Source organism: Candidatus Saccharimonadales bacterium, assembly GCA_035457485.1.
Classification (GTDB): domain Bacteria; phylum Patescibacteriota; class Saccharimonadia; order Saccharimonadales; family EFPC-124; genus DATIBO01.
Genome location: DATIBO010000006.1, coordinates 167,509 through 188,978, shown reverse-complemented (window position 1 = coordinate 188,978; position 21,470 = coordinate 167,509). Strand labels below are relative to the sequence as shown.

General features: G+C 44.2%; 24 protein-coding genes and 1 tRNA gene. 8 read left to right on the top strand and 17 right to left on the bottom strand.

Going from position 1 to position 21,470, the window contains the following annotated elements; all coding sequences use genetic code 11:
* Positions 1 to 2 precede the first annotated feature (2 nt).
* Complete coding sequence (locus VLA77_01075) at positions 3 to 638, top strand: VTT domain-containing protein (protein ID HSE29161.1); 636 nt, start codon at positions 3 to 5, stop codon at positions 636 to 638.
* A 26-nt stretch (positions 639 to 664) separates the two neighbouring features.
* Here the strand turns inward: VLA77_01075 and VLA77_01070 are convergent, their stop codons facing one another.
* The 4 genes from VLA77_01070 to VLA77_01055 are packed head-to-tail and all read right to left on the bottom strand — an operon-like array spanning position 665 to position 2,235.
* Positions 665 to 1,231, bottom strand: coding sequence for a hypothetical protein (locus VLA77_01070; protein ID HSE29160.1), 567 nt, complete (start codon positions 1,229 to 1,231; stop codon positions 665 to 667).
* Between the two features lie 52 nt (positions 1,232 to 1,283).
* Positions 1,284 to 1,508 carry a DUF167 domain-containing protein gene (locus VLA77_01065; protein ID HSE29159.1) on the bottom strand — a complete coding sequence of 75 codons (225 nt, stop codon included), beginning with the start codon at positions 1,506 to 1,508 and terminating at the stop codon, positions 1,284 to 1,286.
* 35 nt (positions 1,509 to 1,543) lie between these two features.
* Complete coding sequence (locus tag VLA77_01060) at positions 1,544 to 1,936, bottom strand: hypothetical protein (GenBank protein ID HSE29158.1); 393 nt, start codon at positions 1,934 to 1,936, stop codon at positions 1,544 to 1,546.
* Entirely contained in the window at positions 1,933 to 2,235 is a 303-nt protein-coding gene (locus VLA77_01055) for a Dabb family protein (protein ID HSE29157.1), read from the bottom strand. Before VLA77_01055 ends, VLA77_01060 begins: the two co-directional genes overlap by 4 nt.
* Before the next feature lie 191 nt (positions 2,236 to 2,426).
* Between VLA77_01055 and VLA77_01050 the strand changes: the two genes are divergently transcribed.
* Positions 2,427 to 2,921: a leucine-rich repeat domain-containing protein gene (locus tag VLA77_01050; GenBank protein ID HSE29156.1), complete on the top strand. Its 495-nt coding sequence runs from the start codon at positions 2,427 to 2,429 to the stop codon at positions 2,919 to 2,921.
* Between the two features lie 84 nt (positions 2,922 to 3,005).
* Here the strand turns inward: VLA77_01050 and VLA77_01045 are convergent, their stop codons facing one another.
* The 6 genes from VLA77_01045 to VLA77_01020 all read right to left on the bottom strand — a co-directional run bounded on the left by VLA77_01045 (position 3,006) and on the right by VLA77_01020 (position 6,342).
* A complete protein-coding gene (locus tag VLA77_01045; protein HSE29155.1) occupies positions 3,006 to 3,332 on the bottom strand; it encodes a hypothetical protein in 327 nt (108 codons plus the stop codon).
* Between the two features lie 227 nt (positions 3,333 to 3,559).
* Positions 3,560 to 4,300 (bottom strand): hypothetical protein, encoded by a 741-nt coding sequence (locus tag VLA77_01040; protein HSE29154.1) that lies wholly within the window; start codon positions 4,298 to 4,300, stop codon positions 3,560 to 3,562.
* Positions 4,301 to 4,435: 135 nt separating this feature from the next.
* Positions 4,436 to 4,780: a hypothetical protein gene (locus VLA77_01035; GenBank protein HSE29153.1), complete on the bottom strand. Its 345-nt coding sequence runs from the start codon at positions 4,778 to 4,780 to the stop codon at positions 4,436 to 4,438.
* Positions 4,777 to 5,265 (bottom strand): hypothetical protein, encoded by a 489-nt coding sequence (locus VLA77_01030; GenBank protein ID HSE29152.1) that lies wholly within the window; start codon positions 5,263 to 5,265, stop codon positions 4,777 to 4,779. Before VLA77_01030 ends, VLA77_01035 begins: the two co-directional genes overlap by 4 nt.
* A 28-nt stretch (positions 5,266 to 5,293) precedes the next feature.
* Complete coding sequence (locus VLA77_01025; GenBank protein ID HSE29151.1) at positions 5,294 to 6,097, bottom strand: hypothetical protein; 804 nt, start codon at positions 6,095 to 6,097, stop codon at positions 5,294 to 5,296.
* 170 nt (positions 6,098 to 6,267) lie between these two features.
* A tRNA-Asn gene (locus VLA77_01020) sits at positions 6,268 to 6,342 on the bottom strand.
* 167 nt (positions 6,343 to 6,509) lie between these two features.
* Here VLA77_01020 and VLA77_01015 point away from each other — a divergent pair.
* A complete protein-coding gene (locus VLA77_01015; protein ID HSE29150.1) occupies positions 6,510 to 6,953 on the top strand; it encodes an NUDIX hydrolase in 444 nt (147 codons plus the stop codon).
* On the opposite strand, the gene VLA77_01010 is transcribed toward VLA77_01015, so the two are convergent.
* The 3 genes from VLA77_01010 to VLA77_01000 are packed head-to-tail and all read right to left on the bottom strand — an operon-like array spanning position 6,945 to position 9,156.
* Positions 6,945 to 7,400 carry a hypothetical protein gene (locus VLA77_01010; protein HSE29149.1) on the bottom strand — a complete coding sequence of 152 codons (456 nt, stop codon included), beginning with the start codon at positions 7,398 to 7,400 and terminating at the stop codon, positions 6,945 to 6,947. The genes VLA77_01015 and VLA77_01010 overlap by 9 nt on opposite strands.
* Positions 7,397 to 7,846 (bottom strand): GtrA family protein, encoded by a 450-nt coding sequence (locus VLA77_01005; protein ID HSE29148.1) that lies wholly within the window; start codon positions 7,844 to 7,846, stop codon positions 7,397 to 7,399. Before VLA77_01005 ends, VLA77_01010 begins: the two co-directional genes overlap by 4 nt.
* Positions 7,843 to 9,156, bottom strand: coding sequence for an O-antigen ligase family protein (locus VLA77_01000; GenBank protein HSE29147.1), 1,314 nt, complete (start codon positions 9,154 to 9,156; stop codon positions 7,843 to 7,845). The genes VLA77_01005 and VLA77_01000 overlap by 4 nt, the downstream gene beginning before the upstream one ends.
* 33 nt (positions 9,157 to 9,189) lie before the next feature.
* On the opposite strand from VLA77_01000, the gene VLA77_00995 reads away from it, so the two are divergent.
* Positions 9,190 to 10,623: a sugar transferase gene (locus VLA77_00995; GenBank protein HSE29146.1), complete on the top strand. Its 1,434-nt coding sequence runs from the start codon at positions 9,190 to 9,192 to the stop codon at positions 10,621 to 10,623.
* Positions 10,623 to 11,750 (top strand): glycosyltransferase, encoded by a 1,128-nt coding sequence (locus VLA77_00990; protein ID HSE29145.1) that lies wholly within the window; start codon positions 10,623 to 10,625, stop codon positions 11,748 to 11,750. Before VLA77_00995 ends, VLA77_00990 begins: the two co-directional genes overlap by 1 nt.
* 50 nt (positions 11,751 to 11,800) lie before the next feature.
* Here the strand turns inward: VLA77_00990 and VLA77_00985 are convergent, their stop codons facing one another.
* Positions 11,801 to 13,486, bottom strand: coding sequence for a VCBS repeat-containing protein (locus VLA77_00985; GenBank protein ID HSE29144.1), 1,686 nt, complete (start codon positions 13,484 to 13,486; stop codon positions 11,801 to 11,803).
* Positions 13,487 to 13,639: 153 nt separating this feature from the next.
* Here VLA77_00985 and VLA77_00980 point away from each other — a divergent pair, with 153 nt between their 5' ends.
* Positions 13,640 to 14,197, top strand: a complete 558-nt coding sequence (locus VLA77_00980; GenBank protein HSE29143.1) for a hypothetical protein — start codon at positions 13,640 to 13,642, stop codon at positions 14,195 to 14,197.
* A 150-nt stretch (positions 14,198 to 14,347) separates the two neighbouring features.
* Here VLA77_00980 and VLA77_00975 read toward each other — a convergent pair whose 3' ends face one another.
* Entirely contained in the window at positions 14,348 to 15,391 is a 1,044-nt protein-coding gene (locus VLA77_00975) for a mannose-1-phosphate guanylyltransferase (protein HSE29142.1), read from the bottom strand.
* Positions 15,392 to 15,527: 136 nt separating this feature from the next.
* Here VLA77_00975 and VLA77_00970 point away from each other — a divergent pair, with 136 nt between their 5' ends.
* Together VLA77_00970 and VLA77_00965 are read left to right on the top strand one after the other, a co-directional pair.
* Entirely contained in the window at positions 15,528 to 16,067 is a 540-nt protein-coding gene (locus VLA77_00970; protein ID HSE29141.1) for a hypothetical protein, read from the top strand.
* A complete protein-coding gene (locus tag VLA77_00965) occupies positions 16,054 to 18,138 on the top strand; it encodes a hypothetical protein (GenBank protein ID HSE29140.1) in 2,085 nt (694 codons plus the stop codon). The genes VLA77_00970 and VLA77_00965 overlap by 14 nt, the downstream gene beginning before the upstream one ends.
* Here the strand turns inward: VLA77_00965 and VLA77_00960 are convergent.
* Together VLA77_00960 and VLA77_00955 are read right to left on the bottom strand one after the other, a co-directional pair.
* The gene (locus VLA77_00960; GenBank protein ID HSE29139.1) at positions 18,125 to 20,326 is read right to left on the bottom strand and encodes a hypothetical protein; all 2,202 of its coding nucleotides are present in this window, start codon (positions 20,324 to 20,326) and stop codon (positions 18,125 to 18,127) included. The genes VLA77_00965 and VLA77_00960 overlap by 14 nt on opposite strands.
* The gene (locus VLA77_00955; protein ID HSE29138.1) at positions 20,323 to 21,339 is read right to left on the bottom strand and encodes a glycosyltransferase family 2 protein; all 1,017 of its coding nucleotides are present in this window, start codon (positions 21,337 to 21,339) and stop codon (positions 20,323 to 20,325) included. Before VLA77_00955 ends, VLA77_00960 begins: the two co-directional genes overlap by 4 nt.
* Between the last annotated feature and the right edge of the window lie 131 nt (positions 21,340 to 21,470).

The window sequence follows — 21,470 nt, the reverse complement described above, 5'->3', positions numbered from 1 at the left end:
ATATCGACAATCTACAAAGTATCTTCGAAATTCTAAAAACCGTCCCGGTTGAGTTATTCGTACTCGCCGGGACTTTTTTAGAAGAAGTTTTTTCGCCAATCCCATCGTTTTTAGTTCTGGTCCCTGCTGGAGCAGTAGTACAGTTTAGGGGTCAAGAATGGTGGTACTTACTTGTGTTAGTTTTATTTTCGGCAATAGGGCGCGCCGCTGGAGCAACGATTTTATACTTTTTATCCGACAAACTAGCCCAGTTAACTCTAAAAAATGGTCGCCGGGTTTTTGGCGTTACCCACAAGGATTTGCAAGATTTTGGTAAACGACTGAGTGGAAATCCGGTTAACGATTGGATAGCGCTGTTCACAATGAACGCACTCCCGTTTTTCCCAGGTGCGTTTATTTCGATAATAGGCGGCATTGTTAAAGTTAATTTTAAACTTTTTATAACATCTACATTTTTTGGCACAATGATCAATTCGATATTTTATCTTTCAATCGGTTACGCCGGCCTAAACGCATTAACACACTTTGGTGGAGTTGAACTGGGATTGCAAATTTTTGGGCTCTTATTGGCAGCATTCTTTACTATCTGGTTTATTAGGCAATATCAAAAAAATCGATCAGGCAAAACACGGACCTAGATCTTTAATTTTGGTCAAAAGAAAAGTTATCTATAGTAGTTTCTCAAATAATGTGCATAACCAGCGTCAACTGCAGCCTGCTCGTCGCAAAATTTATATTCGTTAAATATGTTTACCCCGTAATCGGCATCTCCAGGAATTTTATAATATTTTTCGGTTCTAGTTTCGTAAGTTTCTACCGGAAGTTTGCGACACTCAATAGTCTCTAGCATGAATGGCCACAAATTGCCAGCCGAACCCAACCATAGTACACAGCTAGCTGTAATAATCGCCAAAGTGGTATTACGCAGAGTAAGTTTGTTAACCTTACTTGCATAACTTCTGGTCCATTTTATAGCTATAAATGGCTTATTTTTTCTTTTGTCGTATAAAACTGATTTCAAAATCATTAAGGTGGCGGCCAGAATGATGACTCCCATTATGTAAGGGAACAAACCAATAGAAGCGTAGCATGCGTTAAAAATGGTGAACTCGCCCAATGCCGGGCGACACACAAGCGGCTCCAACGCCCGCGAGACAAAACCCGCGATCAGTGGACTTAGCAGAAGCAAACAAGCTCCGCTTACAACCAGAATCTTATCTTTAGTTGACATTTCTAAAGTATAGCGAACCTACATCGAAATCTCGAGTACTATGCCGGTTTATCTATAACAAAATCTCAACAATTTTCGTAGTAGAAGTCTTGCCCTTTAAAATTACAACTCGCGACTTAGAAACATTATAATACTCAGCCAAAATCTTAACTAAAGAAACGTTCGCCTTGCCCTCAAGAGCGGGTTCCTTAATGTAAACTAACAAATCTCCAGCTAAACCCGGCTGAACGAGCGGCCCTTTTTTGCTGCCTGGTTTAACTTTAACTGTGATTTTCATTTCTCGCTAACGCCTCGTAGCGCTCTTACCTAGAGCTACTTTTTTATCATTTCTATCGCGCTGGTTGGAATTTTACGCACCTTAACTACTTTATCACCCGCAACGCTCTGCTTCATCAATCTGTGCAGGCCATCTAAGATCATCCAGCGATCTTTATAAAACATAATATCTATAGGGTATTTAGTGTCGGCTTTCATTGTTCTCGAATATTCATCGGCGAATTTTATGGGATCATTAATGACATCGCTAGGTTTTACATCATAAAATCCATCTGGCTTAGACCACAAAAACGGGAATTCGAAGTGCCACACGAGCTCACGGATTGGCATTTCTTGTACTGGATATTTTAGCTTCCAAACGAGTTTTTCATCCCACGCAAAATCAAAACCAACAGTCTTTATAATTTCGGGAGGTTCACGCTTTGTCATTCAGCGTAATCGGCGACCGTCCAGTCGGCGATTTTACTCATAACTTCAACGGCAACTTTGTGATTTTGCGAAGCCCTAAACTGCTGAAATTTATTATTATCCTCGAATAAACTATTCTCGGCAATCACATAACCTTTGCGCGTATCCAAAGATTCTTCAATTCTCCACTCTAAAACACCCGGCTCGGATCCAAGTTTTTTTAATGTTTCTATCGCTTTCTGGCGGTCCTCGTTACTCGTGTTTTCATAAACTTTAAAAAGTACAATATGTCTAATTGGTCGACTTTTAGAATAATCCATTTTAATAGTTTAACATCCCTAAACAAAAACCCAGCGTTTCGAACCCGCGACCAATTGATTAACAGTCAACTGCGCTACCCGGAATACTTTGAATAGCCTGGTTTAACTCCGTTGCTTAACTGTCACACGCCACCAACCCCTCAGGACTACTAGTATGCAATAATTATCGAGCTAACTGGTATAATACCAAGATGAAGAACGCTATTATAGTTGTGCTTGTGGTAGTTATAGGAGCCCTGGGTGCTTTACTATTTACACAGAACTTGGGTAAAAACTCAGAACCTTCCACGCCAGTTAACGAAAATTCTAATAGTGCCCTAGATCTTTCTGGCAAAGGGTTGGTTGAGGTTCCAAAAAATATACTCGACGATAATTCAGCTATTAGCTTAGATGTAAGCAACAATAACTTGACCGGCGCCTTGCCGGCAGAAATCCGAAAGTTAACTAACCTTGAAACTCTTAACGCCGCAAATAACAAAATGACAGGCATTCCCGCCGAAATTGGCCAGTTAAGCAAACTACGAATTGCTAACTTCGCAAACAACAACATCTCGGGCTTGCCGCTAGAAATAGGTAATTTAAAAAACCTTGAAACCTTAGATCTGCGTGGCAACCCAAACGTATCAAAGTTCGATATTAGCCAAATTCAGCCAAAAATACCAAACACCAAGATCTTAATTGACTGACACTCTTGCTACTGATGCCAAGAGAACGAAATGGTCTATTTAATAGATTCATGCTCACAACAATAGAGCATGTCATAACTACGATTAAGTGCGGCTTCGTTCTCTAAGCAGAGTAAAATACCCTGAAATATTCGGAAACCACTTATTATCGATCGTAACTTTTACCGCCGCACTTTCACCATCTGGAACTAGAACTACATCATGGCTTAAGTCATCGTTCAAATAAGAGCCGTTCGGGTAGTCTTCGGCCAGCAGTACGTACTCGGTGCCATTAGTATCTTCAAAGTAGTGTGCCCAGCTATCTGGACCAACTTGCCCATGATCTTTCCAGACAGCAACTTTAATAGCGTCATCTTTATACAGTGGAAGGATTACTTTTTCATAGTACTGCTCAAGAAATGCGGTATCCATGTATGTAATTATACGACAAACATCAGGTCTTGCGCCGTCTTCAGGCGGTCAAGCTCGGCATCTTTGGCCAGGAGCGATTTACAGATAAAAAGCCATGCTTTTGGGCATGGCTCTCTATCTTGGCTCACCACGATAGAGGAAGTTATAACCGTGATCAAGGGCGATTATTCATCCTCTGTGTTTGCATATGAGACGTGATACGACCAGGGTTATGGCAAGAGGCTAAGTTATCTGGCTTGTTGAACGGGTGTTCCGATGAATGCCAGGAAGCGCACCCCTTTTTCCGTAGCTTTCAGTATGTCACTTTCTTCGTGAATTAGGCCAGCATCAAATAGTGCATTGAGTATCGCTTGTCGTTCTGTAACTGGGTCTGTAAGTTGTGGAGGCACTTGATATACTTGCAAAAACGCACTCTTTCTAACCTCACTCTGTGTCATCACTCTCAAGGCGTTTTTTGTATTTTGCACCAGATGTAGGTTAAGGAATCTGAAGTCCATGGTTTCAAGAAGAGTAACGAGATTATCTACCTGCCGCTTCGTGAGCGTTACACTACCGTCATCAACCTTACTTTCCAAGTCTTCAACAGTCTTTTGCTCCTTACTGTCGGTGGGCGTAGGCGGTGTCACGGATTGCTGTTGACTTAATTCAACCCCTACAGCCTTTAATCGGTCTATTTTGCTCAGAAAGACACGGATTGCCTCACTAAACCTATACATGAAAACTAAACCCAGCACTAAGATCGCAGTCGGCCACGTGATTATTACCGCGAGGTAGTCCTTTATTAACACCCAGTCCACGCCATCGAGCCAATGGGCAAGTGTAACACGGTTAGCAACCACAAGAATAACGAAGGCACAGATCGTAGCCCACAATAGATAGCGCCACTTTAGACTAAACCGAAAACCCTGTGAGACCGTACTAAGCACCCTCCGTAGCCTATCGCCTCTTTTTTTCTTTCTCTTGGCCATGCCACTAGCATAACTGCACAAGACGTGCGTTGCAAATTGTAGTAGATATGTTATCGATACTTATGGCTATTTATCGAGCATCCGACGTCTGTCGATGTTCGCGGTTGGTTTGTTCATATATTAACTGACTGATAGTTACTTCTTCGCAAACAATAGTTTGTCTTTAATGAACTTCCTGTCTCGCTCAAGTAGCTCAAGCTCATGCTTTAGTGGGGCCTGAGCTGTGACGATCATCCTATCGAGGATTGGCTGCGCGATACCATGTTGTTGAGCTTTGGCGAGCTGCCGGTCTGGAACGGCATCAATCTCAGCTTGCTTGGCCTCGATAGCCTTCTGGTTGTCGCCAAGCTGCCGATATAGGCGAAACTGCCATATGGCTATACCGATTGCCAGAAGACCGCCTGCAATAGTTACCAGATCGGCGAGAGTCGATATAAGTGATGCGCTAGCAGCTGATGAGGGAAGCGGTAATTGTCTCATGAGTTATTAGCCTCTATTGTACTCGCAAGCTGAATTAGGCGAGGTTCATTAGGCAAGTCTTTGGAAGTTTCATAGTGATGGTTCCATTCTCTATTGCCATCATGATAAAACTTGCCGTTGCTGCCGTAATCCTTGAAGAACTTACTAATTGGCTGAACGTAGGGTTGGTACTGCTTGTCGGCCGTGTATACGACATACTCTTTGCCGAGTGTTCCAACGTTCACGATGAAGTCCTGTTTGAAGTTACAGACTCTCTTGTGAAAGCCGCAGCGGACTTTAGCCTTATCGTAGTACCAGATGCCAATTATTTCGTCTGCCGACTTCACATGATTCTGAGGCAGAAACGAGGTAAAAATGAGTGGTATGGTCACGAACCGATTGGGGCTACTAAGCTTTAGTGCGGCCTCTGACTTCGGGTAGTTTTCCATGAATGTGTATAGGTCTTCCGAGAATGGATATTTATCAGGCGGGTAGCGTTTCCGCATGCTTATGCCTAACAGGTTTCGAAAGACCTTACGCAGTAGCCTCATTAAACCGTCCTTCAATTTCCTCTTTGGTTCTGAAGTCGCACGGTACCGGCGTGTTCTGCTCAAACTTGGGCATCCGAAGACCTATATTTGTCTTGTCGTTATAACCAAACTCATTGAGCATGGAGGTTATCTCAGCCCCCCACATGCCGTGCTTGTCACGTTGCGGGTTAAATTCGAGTACGAACCCGAAAGGTGGTGCCGACATCTCGCTAGCACGAAAGCTTGTGCCCAATGCAAAGTCACCCCATATCGCAATACCCGTGTTTCTACCGAGACCTTCGAGCATGTAGTACATGTACAGGGCGAACTTGTTTTCATCAATTCCACGAGCCTCTTTATCTAACACCAGCTTCCGTAGTTCTGGATAAGCGTCAAAGAAACTGTCGTGGTTTGTAGATGCAAACATAGCTAGCACCTGCTTGGCAAACCGTAGGGAGTAAACAGCGTCTAGCGCTATTTCTATGCCGACACCATCATGTATATATTGACTATGCTTACCGTCAGTAGCGAGCTGTACCATATGCACATACTCTTTGGCGTATGCGTGTCCTGTGAAGTTGTTGCACGACTCGCACAGCGTATAGCCGCCACGACCGCGCTGCTGCTCGATAGCTTTGATGCCATCCATATCCCACGACAGCTTGTCGTTTCTGCCTAGTATTTCCGTAGCCTTAAAGACCCGAGTCTTTGTGTTGTTGAAAGCACTAGCGGGCGGGACATGCTCGTATGAGAGCGTTCCAACCTCGCCGCAGATATGACACTTACCAGACTTTTTTAGCTTGGGCATAAATTAAGTAATCCTTTGCCCGTCAGGCCTTCTCAGACTCTGCTTTGGGCAACTGCTTTAATGCACCATAACCAGCCTTCGCGAGCTTAAACTTCTTGCTGTTGTAGCGGCCATAGTCTACCAACGATTTACAGATAAAAAGCCCTGCTTTTCAGCATGGCTCTCTATCTTGGCTCCGGGGGCGGGATTCGAACCCGCGACCAATTGATTAACAGTCAACTGCGCTACCGCTGCGCTACCCCGGAATACTTTGAATATTATATCAGCTTATAAACAGAGGTCAACGACTTGGACTGTTTTTTGTTTTTTTTGTTAAAATCAATATCACTAAGATCCACTAGGATCCTCTATGCGCAAATGTTCGGACGAACCGAACCAATAACGCCTTTATTAACCTTAAAGGAGTTTTAAAATGCAACAACGCAGAATTAACGTGCGAGGAATAATTTTTAAAAACGGTAAAATCTACGCGCAAAAACTTAAGAGCCCAGATGGCGAACATGATTACTGGTGCACCCCTGGAGGCGGACTTGAATTTGGCGAATCAATAACCGAGGGCTTGCACCGCGAAATGATTGAGGAAACAGGCATTACACCCCAAATTGGCCACTTAATCATGATCCAACAATATAAAGATGAACAAAAGGAATTTTTAGAATTCTTCTTTTATATTAAAAATGCCGACGATTACGAATTAGTAGACCTGGACAACACCAGTCATGGAAACATCGAAATCAGCCAAGCGAGTTTTATTGATCCTAAAACTGAGTTTGTTTTACCTGAAAAGCTGGCCACGCTAGACTTTGCTAAGCTTATTGCAGAGCCACACCAAATTCATGTTTCTAACTTACTCTGAGCTAGCTTTAACCTTTTGGGCTAGCTCAACCAATCGTGGCTTAAAACTGCGCGCAGCGTCACCCAAGCCAATCACTTGTAAGGCCCCGACTAAAACGTATAAGTCATCGATCAAAGCCTGGCTCAGCTCTTTTTCGACCACTGAGAACTTCTTTTTAACAAGTTCTATTAACCACTTTTCCTGAGCGTAGGTTACGTCTGTTTTTTGTTTAAATTCTTTTGTGCCTTGGACGACCTCTAGCGACCGGGCTGATTTATCGCGCTTACGTAAATGACCTTTGGTTATCAGATTGTCTATATGGGTAGCTACTGTCGAAACCGATTTGTAGTTTAGTGCATTCATAACCTCGCGGTAGCTCGGGCCGTAGCCATGCTGAGTTATAAAAGCCTCAATATAACTTAAAAGTTCGCGTTGTTTTTTGCTTGGTCGATTTTGTGCTTCGTTCATATTTGAATTGGTCCTGTTTTTTCGCCTCTAAATACCCAGTACGTATTACCTAAGTATATCCAAAAAAACATAAACACGTTAACAACTATTTTTCCGATGTAGGGCGTTATACTCCAAAAGTCTTCCATTAACCACAACATTACATAAGTGATAGTTAAATTAACCACTAAAAACGTTGCGTAACGCCACAGACTTGCACCTTCACTTTGTTTACTTGCGCCTTTTTTAAAAACCCAGTAACGATTTTGGACGTAACTTACGATTAGCCCAACACAGTATGCCAAAACTGTCGCAATCAGTAGTCCGGAGTCCAAAACAGTAAAAAATAGCCAAAAAGTTGCGTAATCTGACAGGGTGGTAATTAAACCGGAGAGCGGATAGGAAACTAGCTGGGCTTTATCGACTCGAGTATAAAACGGACCTTGGTAGTATGGGTGCAAAGTCACGATTTTTTACCACCTATTACTGGCCAGGCAAAAAGTCCAGCAAAGGCCCACCACACCATGGCCGTTGGATCGTCCGCCCAACCATGCAAAAAGATATTGACCACTGTTAATCCAACTAAACTAGCAAGTAGGACTTTGTGCCATAATTGAGCGCGACCAATTAGCAATCGGCGGAACATTAGCAAGTAAATGGCTATAAATAGCCCTATTCCAACCACCCCTGTCTCTTGCGCAATTTGCACAAAGTAATTTTCGGCTAATTTGACTTTGTCGCTATAGAACGACGCCGGGCCAGCCGAGCCCACGCCAGTTCCAACTGGATTAGCAATCACGTCTTTTATGCCGTTTGTAGTAGCATGCCAATGATCTTCGGTCGAACCTTCTACTAACGTTGGGTCGCCTGGACTAGAGTGGAACACCGCAAGTCGCAGCGCTGGCACAGTTGTAGCTAGCCAAATGAATCCAGCAATGAGCAAGAAACCCGGCAAAGCTCCCCATTTTATGACTTTAAGCAATTTTTGTTTTGGCAGCTCTAGAAGCAGTAAGCAAATTAAGGCGGCCGCAAACCCCAGCCAGGCACTGCGGGCACCAGTTAGTAAGAGTGCGATTCCGCCTAACGCTAGAGTTATAGCCGCTAACCAGCGCTGTTTTTTAGCAACAAATAACGCCAAGGCTAGAATTAGCGGCAAAACCAAAAAAGCTGCCAGCGTATTTGGCCCACGAAGAGTTGAAAAAGCACGTACTGCCTCTGGGTTATCATCGACCAAAATGAAGGGTGCAATCGAAGAATCTTTGTCGTAACCAAAAGACACCAAAAAATCATGCGGCAAAACCGTAACTTGCAAAATAGCAAACAACGAAATTATAACCGTAACCCACAATAGTACCGGCGCAGCAAAGAGCTTAACTTTTTCTATCCAGCTGTTCTTACTCTCTAGTAAAACTTGCGCCAATAAGAACATTGCAAAAAAGCGCAAATTAAAGGCTAGCCCAGCGACAATCGCCGTCATCGACGCGCTTGAGAACAGAGCCCAAATAACGGTAATAATCGCGTAAATTATTACAAATTTATTGATGGCTCGACGCCATAATCGATCGGCTAGGTCGCGATTCATAAATAAATAAATTGCGACCGGTATTAATAAGATTATGAGCAAGATCTCTTTCCAACTTTTCCAAACTAAAAGCGGGCCTACTACCGTCCCTCCCCAAGTCGATAAAAATGCATGAAACGGTAATAGGACCAAAATCAACGCAAAAAACAGGGTTAAAAACTTAGCTAAAATATCAGACAAAACCCTGTGGCTCATATAATAATGTTACAATAATTATCAGGTATTACTATGCCACCACGATTTGCTCGTTTTTACAGTTTAGCTTTAGTCCTGGGTGACTTTTTTGTGTTGCTCGCTGCTTTTACTACAGCCTACGTCTTGAGGGTTCAATTTGACCCCCGCCCACTAGTCTCTCACGTTCCAGCAGTGGACTTTTTAGCAACTTCACTCTTACTTATTCCTATTTGGCTAATTATTTTTGCTTTTTTTGGGCTTTACACAAGTAAAATTTATACAAAACGACTAACCGAGTGGGGCAGACTTTTTGTTGGAAGTTTTGTGGGAATTTTAGTAGTTTTAGGCTACAGCTTTGTGGTAGATGAACCGGTGTTTCCTGCCCGATTAGTTGCAGTTTACGCCTTTATTTCATCATTTTTACTTTTAGTGATCGGTCGCGAAGTTCTGCGATTACTACGAACAATTTTATTTAGGTTTGGCAAGGGCGTCAGCCGAGTTCTAATTATCGGCAATTCCATCGCCACAAAGGATATTGCTGATCAACTTAGTGATACGCCAACGTCTGGTTACAAAATTGTTGCAATTGCCGGCCCAAAAAGTGTGATTCCCGCCGACTTTAAAGGTAAACACTACTCAGTCGCCGAGCGGGCTTTGACGAACCTTGAATCCGACCTTATTAGCACCATAATTCAGACTGATCTATACGACTCGAGCGAACGTAACCAAAAGATCTTGGGCGCGGCGCAATCTAACCACATTAGCTACAGGTTTATCCCCGGAGAGCCAGAGTTTTACTCCGGCAAAAACACTGTTGATGTATTTTTGAGCTACCCAGTTATTTCGGTTTACCAAACACCTCTAGTAGGTTGGGGTGTTGTCGTAAAACGCATTTTTGATTTTATAGCCACAGCCTTGATCGTTTTAATCTTGTCACCGATTTTTTTGATAATAATTGTATTGCAAAAAATCCTGAACCCCGGGCCAATTTTTTACGTTAGCAAACGTCTTTCACGCTATTCTAAGCCTTTTGATCTGTTAAAATTCCGGAGCATGTCACCTAAATACGGTAAACAAGATGCCGCCGAAGAATTTAGACAAATGGGCCGCGAAGATCTAGCCAAAGAGTACGACGAAACTCGAAAAGTTGTAAACGATCCGCGAATCACCCCTTTTGGTAGGTTCTTGCGCGCTTCTTCGTTGGACGAAATTCCGCAATTTTTTAACGTTTTAAAGGGTGACTTGAGTTTAGTTGGGCCGCGACCAATTTTGCCGCAAGAACTTAAACTATACAAAGGCAAAAACGCCTTACTCCATAGCGTAAAATCTGGAGTCACAGGTTTGTGGCAAGTATCGGGCAGAAGTGATCTACCTTTTGAAAAGCGAGTTGAACTAGAACTTTACTACGCTCAAAACTGGAGTTTTTGGTTGGACCTTAGGATTTTGCTCAAAACAATCCCTGCATTATTTAAAAAAGGTGCACGCTAATGAAGGTAGCAATAGTTTGCGACTGGCTAACAAACATGGGTGGAGCCGAAAAAACCGTGCTAGCCCTACACGATGCTTTTCCAGACGCCCCCATTTACACATCTGTTTTTGATAAAAAAGCGTGCCCAGAGTTTGTCGGACTTGACGTACGCACAACTTATTTACAAAACTTACCGGCTAAGGTTCGCGCCAAACACCAATTGTTTCCAACCTTTAGAACCAATGCTTTTAGGTCGCTGGATCTATCAGAGTTCGATGTTGTAATTAGTAGTGCCAGTGCCGAAGCAAAGGCAGTAAAAGTTAGGCCCGACGCAATTCATATTTGTTATTGCCACACGCCAACCCGCTATTACTGGAGTCACTACAACGAGTATCTGGCCGAACCTGGTCTAGGTCCTCTAAACCCGGCTGTTCGTGTTGCAATGCCAGCCCTGGTACATTTTATGCGTCAGGCCGATCTTAGAGCTGTGAACGGTGTGGACTACTTTATTGCCAATTCAAACGAAGTTAAAAAACGAATCAAACAGTATTATAACCGGGACTCCACCGTTATTCATCCGCCTGTAGATCTGCACCGCTTTAGTAAGGTTAAAACAAATAATGCACGGACCGGATTTGTAGTCGTCGGTCGTCAAGTTCCTTATAAGCGAACAGATCTCGCGATTCAAGCATGCAACAAACTTAAGCTGCCCCTAACTATTTATGGTGACGGCCCAGAACACGAACGCTTGGTTAAACTAGCTGGACCAACCATAAAATTCGTAGTTGGCGCAAGCGACAAAGCCGTAGTAGAGGCGCTTGCCAAAGCGAAAGCCTTTATCATGCCACAAGTAGAAGATTTTGGAATTGTGCAAATTGAGGCAATGGCCGCTGGAACTCCGGTCATCGCCTTTGGTCAAGGTGGGTCACTTGACACCGTTAGCGACAAAACCGGAGTTCTTTTTAGCAAACAAACCGTCGATAGTCTCGCGAAAGCCATCGAACAGTTTCAGGCTAAAAAATTTGACCACGCAGCTATTCAGAGCTCTGCGTCGGGCTTTAGTTCCGAGCGATTTGTCCAAGAAATCCGCGATTTTGTTAGATCTCACCGCTCTAAATCAGCATCGAGAAACCCTGACTCAGTGTGAGTTTGTGGGGTTAACAGGGGTGATGATCCCGAATTAACCCCACGCTTAAGCTACCACTGTAGCCGCTCCCAAATCCAGGAAGCAGGGTTAAGTGGCGCTTGTGCGACCGGTTCTGCTAGGCCGCCGTTAGCCATTAGGAGGTAAGTTGAAACCGGATTGCCAGAGCCGCCACTCGCCGCGAACAAGTCGTCTTTCCCGTCCGCATTCACGTCGGTCACTGCCCACCTGAGGTTAGTGACCTTCCATGCGACCGGATTTAGACTGCGGGCAAGTGTTGGAGTGGCAAAGGTTTGCCCCATGGACCGGAACCAGTTAATATCTGGCCCATCCGAGAAGTTCCGCGAAATCGCCACAATGTCGCTTTTTGCGTCGCCGTCGAGATCACTGGCCAGCCACTGAAGCCGCTCAAACTGCCAGGCCGTAGCTGGCAGAGCGAACTGCATAACAGGAGCATTGAACTCGACGCCGTTGGATGCAAAGGTGTAGAGATTGACTCCACCGCTTCCTGCACCCGAAGCGATCATCATGTCGTCGCGGTTGTCGCCGTTAAAGTCACCAAAGGCGAACTTCATTTGCGACACCTTCCAGGCAGCTGGATGTAACGACGCAACGGGGACGGAATCCGCCAGACTAGGCGTACTCGAACCACTAGTAGATTTAAACCAGTGAATACCCGAGCCATCGTCATCACCACGAGAAACCGCAATTACGTCATCGCGCGAATCGCCATCCAAATCCGCCGCGAAAAATTCCAATCGCGACCACCGCCAATAAGCGGGGTTAGGCTGCTTGACCAAAACCGGCTGAGAAAACTCACTCCCGGTAGAAAGCAGCACATACAGATTCGGAGGATCGATCTCACTGCCCGAAGCCACGAACAAATCTGACCTGCCATCTCCGTTAAAATCACCCGCGACAAACTTGAGCGTCGCAGTGTTCCACGCAGGAGCGGGCAAATCCAATTTGGACTGTGGCGAATCCAAACCCAACCCGTTTGACCGAAGCCAACTGATAGTTGGATGGCCGTCCAAGCCGCGTGAAACCGCCACCACATCTCCCCGACCATCGCCATCAAAGTCACCCGAAACCTGAGTAAGGTTGTTCGGACAACCATGATTGCTAGCCGACCCCGAAACCAGAGGACACCAGTCGTCAGCATCAATCGTGCCGTCACTGTCGGTGTCTGGTGGGGGCGGAGGAGGGGGAGGCTGGGTCGAAGCAACTTCTCCAAAGCGCCACGCCCGAGCCGACCATCCCTCATGGAGCGAAGGGGCCCAGTTATCTACTCGCGTGACCTTTCCTGATCCGTCCGGAACGTTCGATTGGACGATATCAAACTGGCCATTACCGTGGTTCTGGATGACGACTACGGTGTGAACGTAAGTCCAATCACCATTGTCGGTCGCGTAATCTCCTGAGGCTCTAGTATACTGAACTACATCACCTTTAACGACGTTACTCAGTGACACTTCCGTAGCTCCAGAATTTACGTACCCGGAGATAACACCGCCTCCGCCGAAGCTTCCTCCGGCATTTGCTACCCATCGCTGAACAGACTTTATGCATTCGCCAGGCTGATTCCATCCGACCGGTCGTACTGTACCAATCTCTGCGATTCCCATGTCAGCAACTAGCGCGTTGTCGAACGTTTGCGCAGCACTGGGTGACGCCGAAACCACCAAAGCGATCCCAGCAAGGACGCATACGACAACCACTCTAGCCAATTTGGCTAGCATCTGATCACCTCCTAATTGTCTAGGTGCACGGCTACATGTTCATGTAGCTTGACAAGAGACTAACACTGGCTGGCCATTTTTGTAAAGCTTATTTTTTACTATTGATTTATTACCCCAAACCAGGATAATATGTGCCAAAATAAGGACATTGTAATGACAAACAAAAGCAAGGGTTTCAGCGTAATCGCATTAGTATCAACCATCGTTGCACTATTAGTCTTAGGCTTTATTACCTTTAGATTTTGGAGCAGCCAAAAAAGCGAAACGCAACAATCCCCAAGCATAACTGAAGCTTTGCAGGAGAATAATCAATCCCCTGCTACTCCGATACCTGTCGAGGAATGGATTGTACTTAGCGATTTTGGGGTAAAGATTAGTAAGCCTACCGAGGAAATATCCTACGGTTCTCTAAAAGATCCAGCCTACGGTTCCGATCTCGGAAGTATTGATCTTTATATTCCCAAACACAACAATGACTACATATGCGTGTCGGATGGCACTACCGACAAAGCTTTATTCGCCACAATTGCCCAATTCAACATCGAAACAGAAACAACGGGACCATATCCTCCGAGCAAAGTTATAGAGGTGGGTGATAAAAAGTACGCCATTTTTAGAGTCGCTTCGAACTGCTACGCCGCTGAGGTTAATAAAAAAATAGAAAGTTTTTATGCAAGCTTTATTGCTAGTCTCAAGATGACTAGTGAATGATAAATTTTTAGCAGCTCAGATCAGTCGCCGCTGTAACAATGGCTTACCGATTTGAGGCTAATATTACCTATATAGACAATGACACAAACAAACCTGCGCCAATTCTATAATTTAGATTAGCGACATATTAATGTGTCGCCACATCATCTCCTACTTCTTCTCATCCTGAAATTTCTTTGCAATTTCCTTAACATTTTGAGCTAAATCTTTGCGGGCCACTAAGATTCCGTTAGGGCTATTAATAACTACTACATTATCTAAACCAATTACACCCACTGGTTTATTCGGCTCATCGTTACGGATGTACGAGTTCTCAACCATATCAGTTTCCACTTTGCCGTGAACGTAATTGCCCTTTTCGTCAGTCTCAACCGCGCCGTGGACATCGTTAAACGAACCAACATCCATCCAGTCAAAATTGGCTGGCACAACTTGAAGCTCGTCATCCAACTCTAAAAGCGCGTAATCGATTGCATCATTTTTAAATGACAAGTAAGTTTTTTTGTATTGCTCCTCTGTATTGGCGGCTAAGAGTTTTTCGTAATAGCCATACCATTCCGGAGAGAACTTTTTAAGGGCCCGGGCAAATGTGTTAACAGATCCAACAAAATAACCGCAGTTCCATAAATAACGACCGCTACGAATATATGACTGAGCTGTTTTAAAATCTGGCTTTTCCTTAAATCCTGCAACTTCGTAGGCTAATCCGTCCTTGTGGAGCGATTCGCCTTTTTGGATATAGCCAAAAGCAGTAGAAGCATATGCGGGCTCAATCCCGATTAATGTCACTTGATCTCGCTCCTTTGAAACTTCGCCCGCCACCTTGAACGAGTACGCGAAACCTTCTACGTCGTGAATCACGTGATCTGCGTGCAAAAAGGCAATCGGCTCGTCGTTGTCGTGCCGAGTTTTAACGTATTGAAGACCCGCGATTAAACAACCCGCCGTTCCTCGTCGCCCTGCTTCAATAATAAAGTTTTCGTCGGTTAATTCCGGCAACTGTTCTTTTACATGATGAGCATGACTACCCTCGGTAACAATATATACGTGTTTAGCAATTTTTTTTGCGCGCCTGTAGGCATCTTGTAGCAATGAATCGCTACCTGTAAGTTTAAGCAAATGCTTTGGGTACTCCGGCGTTGAAAGCGGCCACAACCTTGTACCTGATCCACCCGCATTAATAACAGCAATCATCAAAGCCTCCGTTTCGTTTGAAAGTGCTGATAAGTATTATACAGTAGGTTTTATTGCCTTACCAAAGTTGTTATTACTACAATTGCTCTTATGGTTAAGATGTGGTTATATAAAGTCGTAGACTAAAAAAATAAACATGAAAATAAACGACAATACCAAAAAATCCCGAAAAAAATGGATAATTATTATCCCCTTATTGCTTGTTTTATTAGGTGGCGCCGCTTTTGCTGCCTATACTTTTTTGTACAAACCAAAAGATACGTCATCGGATATTCGCCCAGTAAATACGGTCGACTACAGCCCACCAACCAAAACTGAGAAAGATGAGGCTGCAACGATTAAAGAAAATTCAATTAAAAATTCTGAGACACCCCCAACTGCAGATTCTAAAAACGTAGATATTCTTATTTCTCGCGCAGGCCAGAGTGCTCCTGGCCTGCCGGTCGTTGTGCGAACTTTGATCGAAGGCGCAACTTCGGGCAGCTGCGAAATGACTTTTACAAAAGGCTCAGCTACATTTACAAAAAATTTCGAAATAAAACAAGACGCCACTACGTACACGTGCAATGGAGATATTGAAATTAATAATTTTAATGATAGCGGTGATTGGTCGCTAAAAATATCCGTAGGCGCATCCAGCACCCAAATGGAGGGAACATTGCATGTTCAAAAATAAACTACATTTAGCTATTTTTTTGGCAATTGGCTCACTTTGTGTGGTTATACCTGGTCAGGCTAAGGCAGTCAGTGGCGCTGATTGGCAGGCCGGCCGTATCATTGACGATGCAATCTTTTACAATAAATCGGCAATGAATGTACAGCAGATTCAGGACTTTTTAAACGCGAAAGTCCCAACCTGTGACACTTACGGTACTAAAACATCCGAATATGGCGGTGGGACCCGAGCACAGTACGGTGCTGCTCACGGAGCCCCAGCCCCATACACGTGTCTAAAAGACTACTTTGAGAATACTGCTACGAAAGAAAATAACCTAGAAGGCCGTGGGATCCCGGCCGGCGCTAAGAGTGCCGCGCAAATTATTTGGGATGCAGCCCAACAATACGAGATTAATCCCCAAGTTTTAATAGTTTTACTTCAAAAAGAACAAGCCATCGTAACAGATGAGTGGCCATTTCCCGTACAATATCGCTCAGCCACAGGTTACGGCTGCCCAGATACCGCCGCCTGTGACACATCTTATTATGGTTTTTACAACCAAGTTCAAAACGCTGCCCGTCAGTTTAGGCTTTACGCAAACAACCCCAATGGCTACAACCACGTAGCCAACCAAAATAACAACATTCGCTGGAGCCCAAATGCATCCTGTGGATCAAGTAGTGTTTTTATTCAAAACCAAGGAACGGCTTCTTTATACAACTACACGCCATACCAACCAAACCAAGCCGCTCTAAACAACCTTTACGGAACTGGCGACAGCTGTAGTGCCTACGGAAATCGGAACTTTTGGCGATACTTTGTAGATTGGTTTGGATCAACAACCGCCGCCCCATATGTGTGGCAGCCAGTTGGTCAAACTGTTTTTACCGACAACACAAAAACTCAGCCATTAGGCTGGAATGCCACTCTCCTGCAAGGTCAACGGGCCTATGTTGTTGTAACAGTTAAAAACAATGGTAGTCAGACTTGGGTTAAAAATGGTGCCGTATCAGTTAAGCTGGCGACCTGGGGACCTCAAGATCGTCGCAGCGCAATGTGTGACCAAACTTGGGCGGCTAACTGTAGTCGAGTAGTTACGCACAACGAAGATTCTGTAGCGCCCGGCCAATACGCTACGTTTGAGTTTTGGGTGCAATCGCCGCAGCAAGCTGCTAATTACGCCGAAGTATTCAACCTTGTTGCCGAAGGCTACACCTGGATGCCGAACGCCGGTTTGATGGTAGGCTTCGATGTTAAACCTCCGACTTACACGGCCGCTGCAGTTCACCAAACTGTATACACTGACAGTACAAAATGGTTACCGCTTGGCTGGGATGCAACTGTTTATCCAGGTCAACGAGTTTACGCGTCTATAACTGTTAAAAATACCGGAAATGTACCTTGGGTTCGCGACGGATCAAACCCTGTTAAACTTGCAACCTGGGATCCATTCGATAGGCAGAGTGAGTTTTGCAGCGGATGGCTAAGTGGTTGTACCCGTGTCGCTCTACCAAACGAAGCCACAGTCAATCCTGGTCAGTTCGCAACATTCGACTTTTGGATGCAAACTCCAGATCGCGAAGGCAATTTTAGAGAACAATTCAACCTTGTAGCAGAAAACCACTCTTGGATGAATTTGGGAGGACTCTCTATCGGTATAAACTCCACAAAAGGCAACTTCACTTGGCAACCACTACACCAAACGGTTTACACGGACAGTACCAAAACTACTGCCTTAGGCTGGAATGCTACTCTTGCCCCCAACCAAACTGCCTATGTTGTTTTGACCGTAAAAAACACTGGTAACGTACCTTGGGTTAAAAATGCCAGCTATAATCCCCCAAAGGTTCGGGTGGGAACCTGGGGACCGCAAGACCGCATTAGTCCATTTAGCTATCAGTGGTACAACCATAGTCGACCAACAGAGGTAATAATCCCCGACATGGTTCTGCCGGGCACTATAACGACCATGGAATTCCCAATCAAAGCACCTTCACAACCCGGTGTCTACAATGAAGTTTACAACTTAGTGGCCGACGGACGAACTTGGATGAACCCCGGCGCACTCGTTCAGTTTACAGTTCAGTAATTGAAATATCTTGTAAGCTTAGTTGACCAACCTCTGGACTTTGGCCGTCAGCACCCATAAATCTAAGTTGGATCGGCTTACTGGCGTCAATTTGAGCTTCGATCGCAACTGGCTCACTATTTACAATGTCGCCTGCTATAATCTGTTTTTCGTCTTGTAAAAGCTGCCATGTGCCGGTGAACTCAGGTTTTAGTGGAGTTCCTACTAAGGTGGTTTTAAAAATAGCATTGGTTGGAACAGTTATAAACTTGTCATCTGAACCCATTGCCCAAACCTCCGCGTAATTGCCGTATAGGGTGTTATAAAAATCCCCGTCTTTTGTAACGTGCGGTACATCCAAAAAGCCTGCTTTTAGGTTAGCGAATAAATCATCACTACTCACCGACTTTAAGTAATACATGCAAATTAGAGTGTAACCTTTATCTTTACTTCCGTCGTAAGCAAGCTCTAGCCAGGTGTATTTTTTAGTGCAAGGTTCACCAACCGTCACACCAATAGTGGCGCCTCGCCTGACTGCAAAGTCAATTGCCTCAGGGTTGTCTATTCCCACAAATGCATTCCGCTGACCCGGAGTTTGCTTAGAAAGATGCAAGTTTAGTAATTTTTTACCGTGCACGATTTGCGCGGTCACTGCGTTCACAGCAGTATCCCATGGACGACCCACAAACGGGAACTCAACCACTGCATTAACATCATTTTGTTGCTTTAACCAAGTATAGGCAGGGGGAATACTACTAAAACTGAATGGCGGGCGATTGGTTAAGGTCGCGTATTCTAGAGCCATTAGGCCCATAAGTGTGGCACAAACCGCAAGCTGAATAAGTTGCCTGGTATCTGGTTCTTGCTTTACATAACTCCTGTAGGTTGTGAGTAAAACCCACAATGAAAACGCAGCAAAAACCGACAAAATTACGTGAAGCGGCAAAAAGAATCTAGCAAGCACTCGCCAAAACGAAATATCGAATAGGATCAATAACTGACCAGGTAGAGGAATTTTTAACCCTGCAATTCCAATTTGTGGCGACAACGAAAATGCAAACAAAACTGGCACAGCAATAAAAGTTAAACTCGCTACCAACAAAAACATTTTGCGACTGTTGTCACTCAGCATATTTAGCGACTGATTCTTGCGCACAATAAAATAGGCGGCAATTAAGCAAAAACCAATTGTAGCTAGTAAGATAACTATCCAGCCTAAATACAGAGTGCTCTCAGACGGATTTGATCGTACGTTTTTGAACTGCTGGATCTGTTCGAACTGCGGGTTCTTTTCGAGCAGTGGATGGCGCATTGCCGGAATCACATAGTCATAAGGCTTTGCAGCATAAAAATAAAGCTCGTGCCCAATGTCGCCACGCGCTTGAGCAAGATTACTGCCAACTTCGCCTCCATATTTAATTTGCACAAACGCAATAGGTAAAACCAGCAAAACAACCGCGCCCGTCGCCAATAAAAAGTATTTTACGCGCTGCCAGATTCGTTTCCAAAATGCGCCACTTTTACTAATTAGTTCGTAGACAATTCCACCACCTATTAGGGTTGCAACAAAAACGCTAGACAACAAAATGTAATACCCGTCAGTATAGAATGCCAAGGCAATTGTTGCGGCAAATATAATCGCTCGCCAAAAAGTAGGGCGGCGCCACAAACCAATAAATCCTGCAAGTATTAATACAAACACTAAGCTAAAAATGTAAGCTAAGTGCGAGCTCGATTTAACTATATGATACGGCACAAAAGCTACTGCAAAACCAGCGAATAGCGACACCCAGACACTCGAGGTTAACCTTTTTAGCAACCAGTACGTCGCCATTGCGGCAGCAAAGAACCCCCACATAGTAACGAGGTTTAGCGCCGCTACAGGATTGAATAATCTAGAGAGCAGCCATAGGGGCAGCCAAATTGCCGCGTAAGTAATTATTACGGGATTACCAAGCTGAACACCGTCAGGATAATTAACGAGATCTGTAAAACCTGGAATTGGATTAAGATCGGTATCCGCCCAAGCAAGCCACAAAAAACCAGAGGTTCCGTCGCCGGCAGCCTCAATAAAAAGAGAGCCCGAGATATTCAACACAACCCAGGCAGTAAACATAAAAGTCAAAACTATAAAAAAAACGCTGACGAGCAAATATTCTAAAACCGTCCCATTTAAGAATGAACGCTGTTTTAAAAAAAAGTTTTTCATGCCCAGACTCCCCACTTACGCAAAGCCGCTCTCCAAATTCCAGCACCGTAAACTACCGCAAAAAACGGCGATAAAGCGGCAAGTGTTAGCGAATCTCGCCAATCTAATTTAAATATTAAGCCGCCAAAAAATAACCCAACGATCATTAAAATTACACCAGCCAAAAGCAATTTAACCATTACAAATGGCCAAATAATTATGCTAAAAACAAGACCAACGCATAAAAGTAAAAAAGCGATTAACGGGTAAAAAAATCGATTGCCTGGCTTTAAAAAACCGTCTACAAAAACTTGCCCGCGATGATAAGCGTGTTTTAAGAACTTTTTAAAAGTAGCGCGCGCGTTGTAAGTACAGCTGAATTGTGGCGCAATATGAATAGGGGTTTTGCCGGCAATATAACGGATCAAAACTGTGTCGTCGTTAGAAAACTTTTCAGCTTTGTTATGCTTTTCAAAATCAGCCAGCGCCTCCTTAAAAAGTTTGGTTGGAACAAAAAAGCAGGTCGTTCCCTTAGGGAAGTAGTCGAACTCAGCAAGCCCGTAACTGGTTTCGCGCGGATTGGCAAAATATCGACGCCAAGCCACTAAAACAATTGCATCCCAAAAACGCGCAAACACGTTACCCTTTTTTGCGACATTGACATGAGCATTCCATACCTGAAAATCACCATTTTTTTGCAATCGACTTTGCAAAAATTTTAGAGCTTTTTTGTTAATAAATACACGAGAATCAATAAATAAAATTGACTCAAATTTAGCCTCTTCAACTCCAGTTTTGCGTGCTAAATATCTGCCTTTATTTTTTTGTCTAATAACGCGGATTTTTAGACGGTCGGTGCTTGTTTTAAAGCCCTCAGCAATGCTGGCAGACTCGTCGTTTGAACCGTCATCAACAACAATGCATTCGGTTTTAAAGTCCGATTCCGCAACGGCTTCATCGAGATATTTAAGTGACCTGCCAATCCAATCCTGTTCATTAAATACGGGTAGAATAATAGAAATTCCGCGACTCAAAGCTGACTCCTCAAAAACACCTTAAACTTATATAATATTATCACTAAGCACAGATCTTGCCCATATTTGGTTGCGAGAGTCGGCCAGATGTCGTAAGATCTAAAAACAGGGACGATAGTAATAATGCGAGG

Coding starts and splice junctions, on each gene's coding strand:
- VLA77_01070 (HSE29160.1), bottom strand. CDS start 1,231: ATGTCAACTAAAGATAAGATTCTGGTTGTAAGCGGAGCTTGTTTGCTT.
- VLA77_01065 (HSE29159.1), bottom strand. CDS start 1,508: ATGAAAATCACAGTTAAAGTTAAACCAGGCAGCAAAAAAGGGCCGCTC.
- VLA77_01060 (HSE29158.1), bottom strand. CDS start 1,936: ATGACAAAGCGTGAACCTCCCGAAATTATAAAGACTGTTGGTTTTGAT.
- VLA77_01055 (HSE29157.1), bottom strand. CDS start 2,235: ATGGATTATTCTAAAAGTCGACCAATTAGACATATTGTACTTTTTAAA.
- VLA77_01050 (HSE29156.1), top strand. CDS start 2,427: ATGAAGAACGCTATTATAGTTGTGCTTGTGGTAGTTATAGGAGCCCTG.
- VLA77_01045 (HSE29155.1), bottom strand. CDS start 3,332: ATGGATACCGCATTTCTTGAGCAGTACTATGAAAAAGTAATCCTTCCA.
- VLA77_01040 (HSE29154.1), bottom strand. CDS start 4,300: ATGGCCAAGAGAAAGAAAAAAAGAGGCGATAGGCTACGGAGGGTGCTT.
- VLA77_01035 (HSE29153.1), bottom strand. CDS start 4,780: ATGAGACAATTACCGCTTCCCTCATCAGCTGCTAGCGCATCACTTATA.
- VLA77_01030 (HSE29152.1), bottom strand. CDS start 5,265: ATGCGGAAACGCTACCCGCCTGATAAATATCCATTCTCGGAAGACCTA.
- VLA77_01025 (HSE29151.1), bottom strand. CDS start 6,097: ATGCCCAAGCTAAAAAAGTCTGGTAAGTGTCATATCTGCGGCGAGGTT.
- VLA77_01015 (HSE29150.1), top strand. CDS start 6,510: ATGCAACAACGCAGAATTAACGTGCGAGGAATAATTTTTAAAAACGGT.
- VLA77_01010 (HSE29149.1), bottom strand. CDS start 7,400: ATGAACGAAGCACAAAATCGACCAAGCAAAAAACAACGCGAACTTTTA.
- VLA77_01000 (HSE29147.1), bottom strand. CDS start 9,156: ATGAGCCACAGGGTTTTGTCTGATATTTTAGCTAAGTTTTTAACCCTG.
- VLA77_00995 (HSE29146.1), top strand. CDS start 9,190: ATGCCACCACGATTTGCTCGTTTTTACAGTTTAGCTTTAGTCCTGGGT.
- VLA77_00990 (HSE29145.1), top strand. CDS start 10,623: ATGAAGGTAGCAATAGTTTGCGACTGGCTAACAAACATGGGTGGAGCC.
- VLA77_00985 (HSE29144.1), bottom strand. CDS start 13,486: ATGCTAGCCAAATTGGCTAGAGTGGTTGTCGTATGCGTCCTTGCTGGG.
- VLA77_00980 (HSE29143.1), top strand. CDS start 13,640: ATGACAAACAAAAGCAAGGGTTTCAGCGTAATCGCATTAGTATCAACC.
- VLA77_00975 (HSE29142.1), bottom strand. CDS start 15,391: ATGATTGCTGTTATTAATGCGGGTGGATCAGGTACAAGGTTGTGGCCG.
- VLA77_00970 (HSE29141.1), top strand. CDS start 15,528: ATGAAAATAAACGACAATACCAAAAAATCCCGAAAAAAATGGATAATT.
- VLA77_00965 (HSE29140.1), top strand. CDS start 16,054: ATGTTCAAAAATAAACTACATTTAGCTATTTTTTTGGCAATTGGCTCA.
- VLA77_00960 (HSE29139.1), bottom strand. CDS start 20,326: ATGAAAAACTTTTTTTTAAAACAGCGTTCATTCTTAAATGGGACGGTT.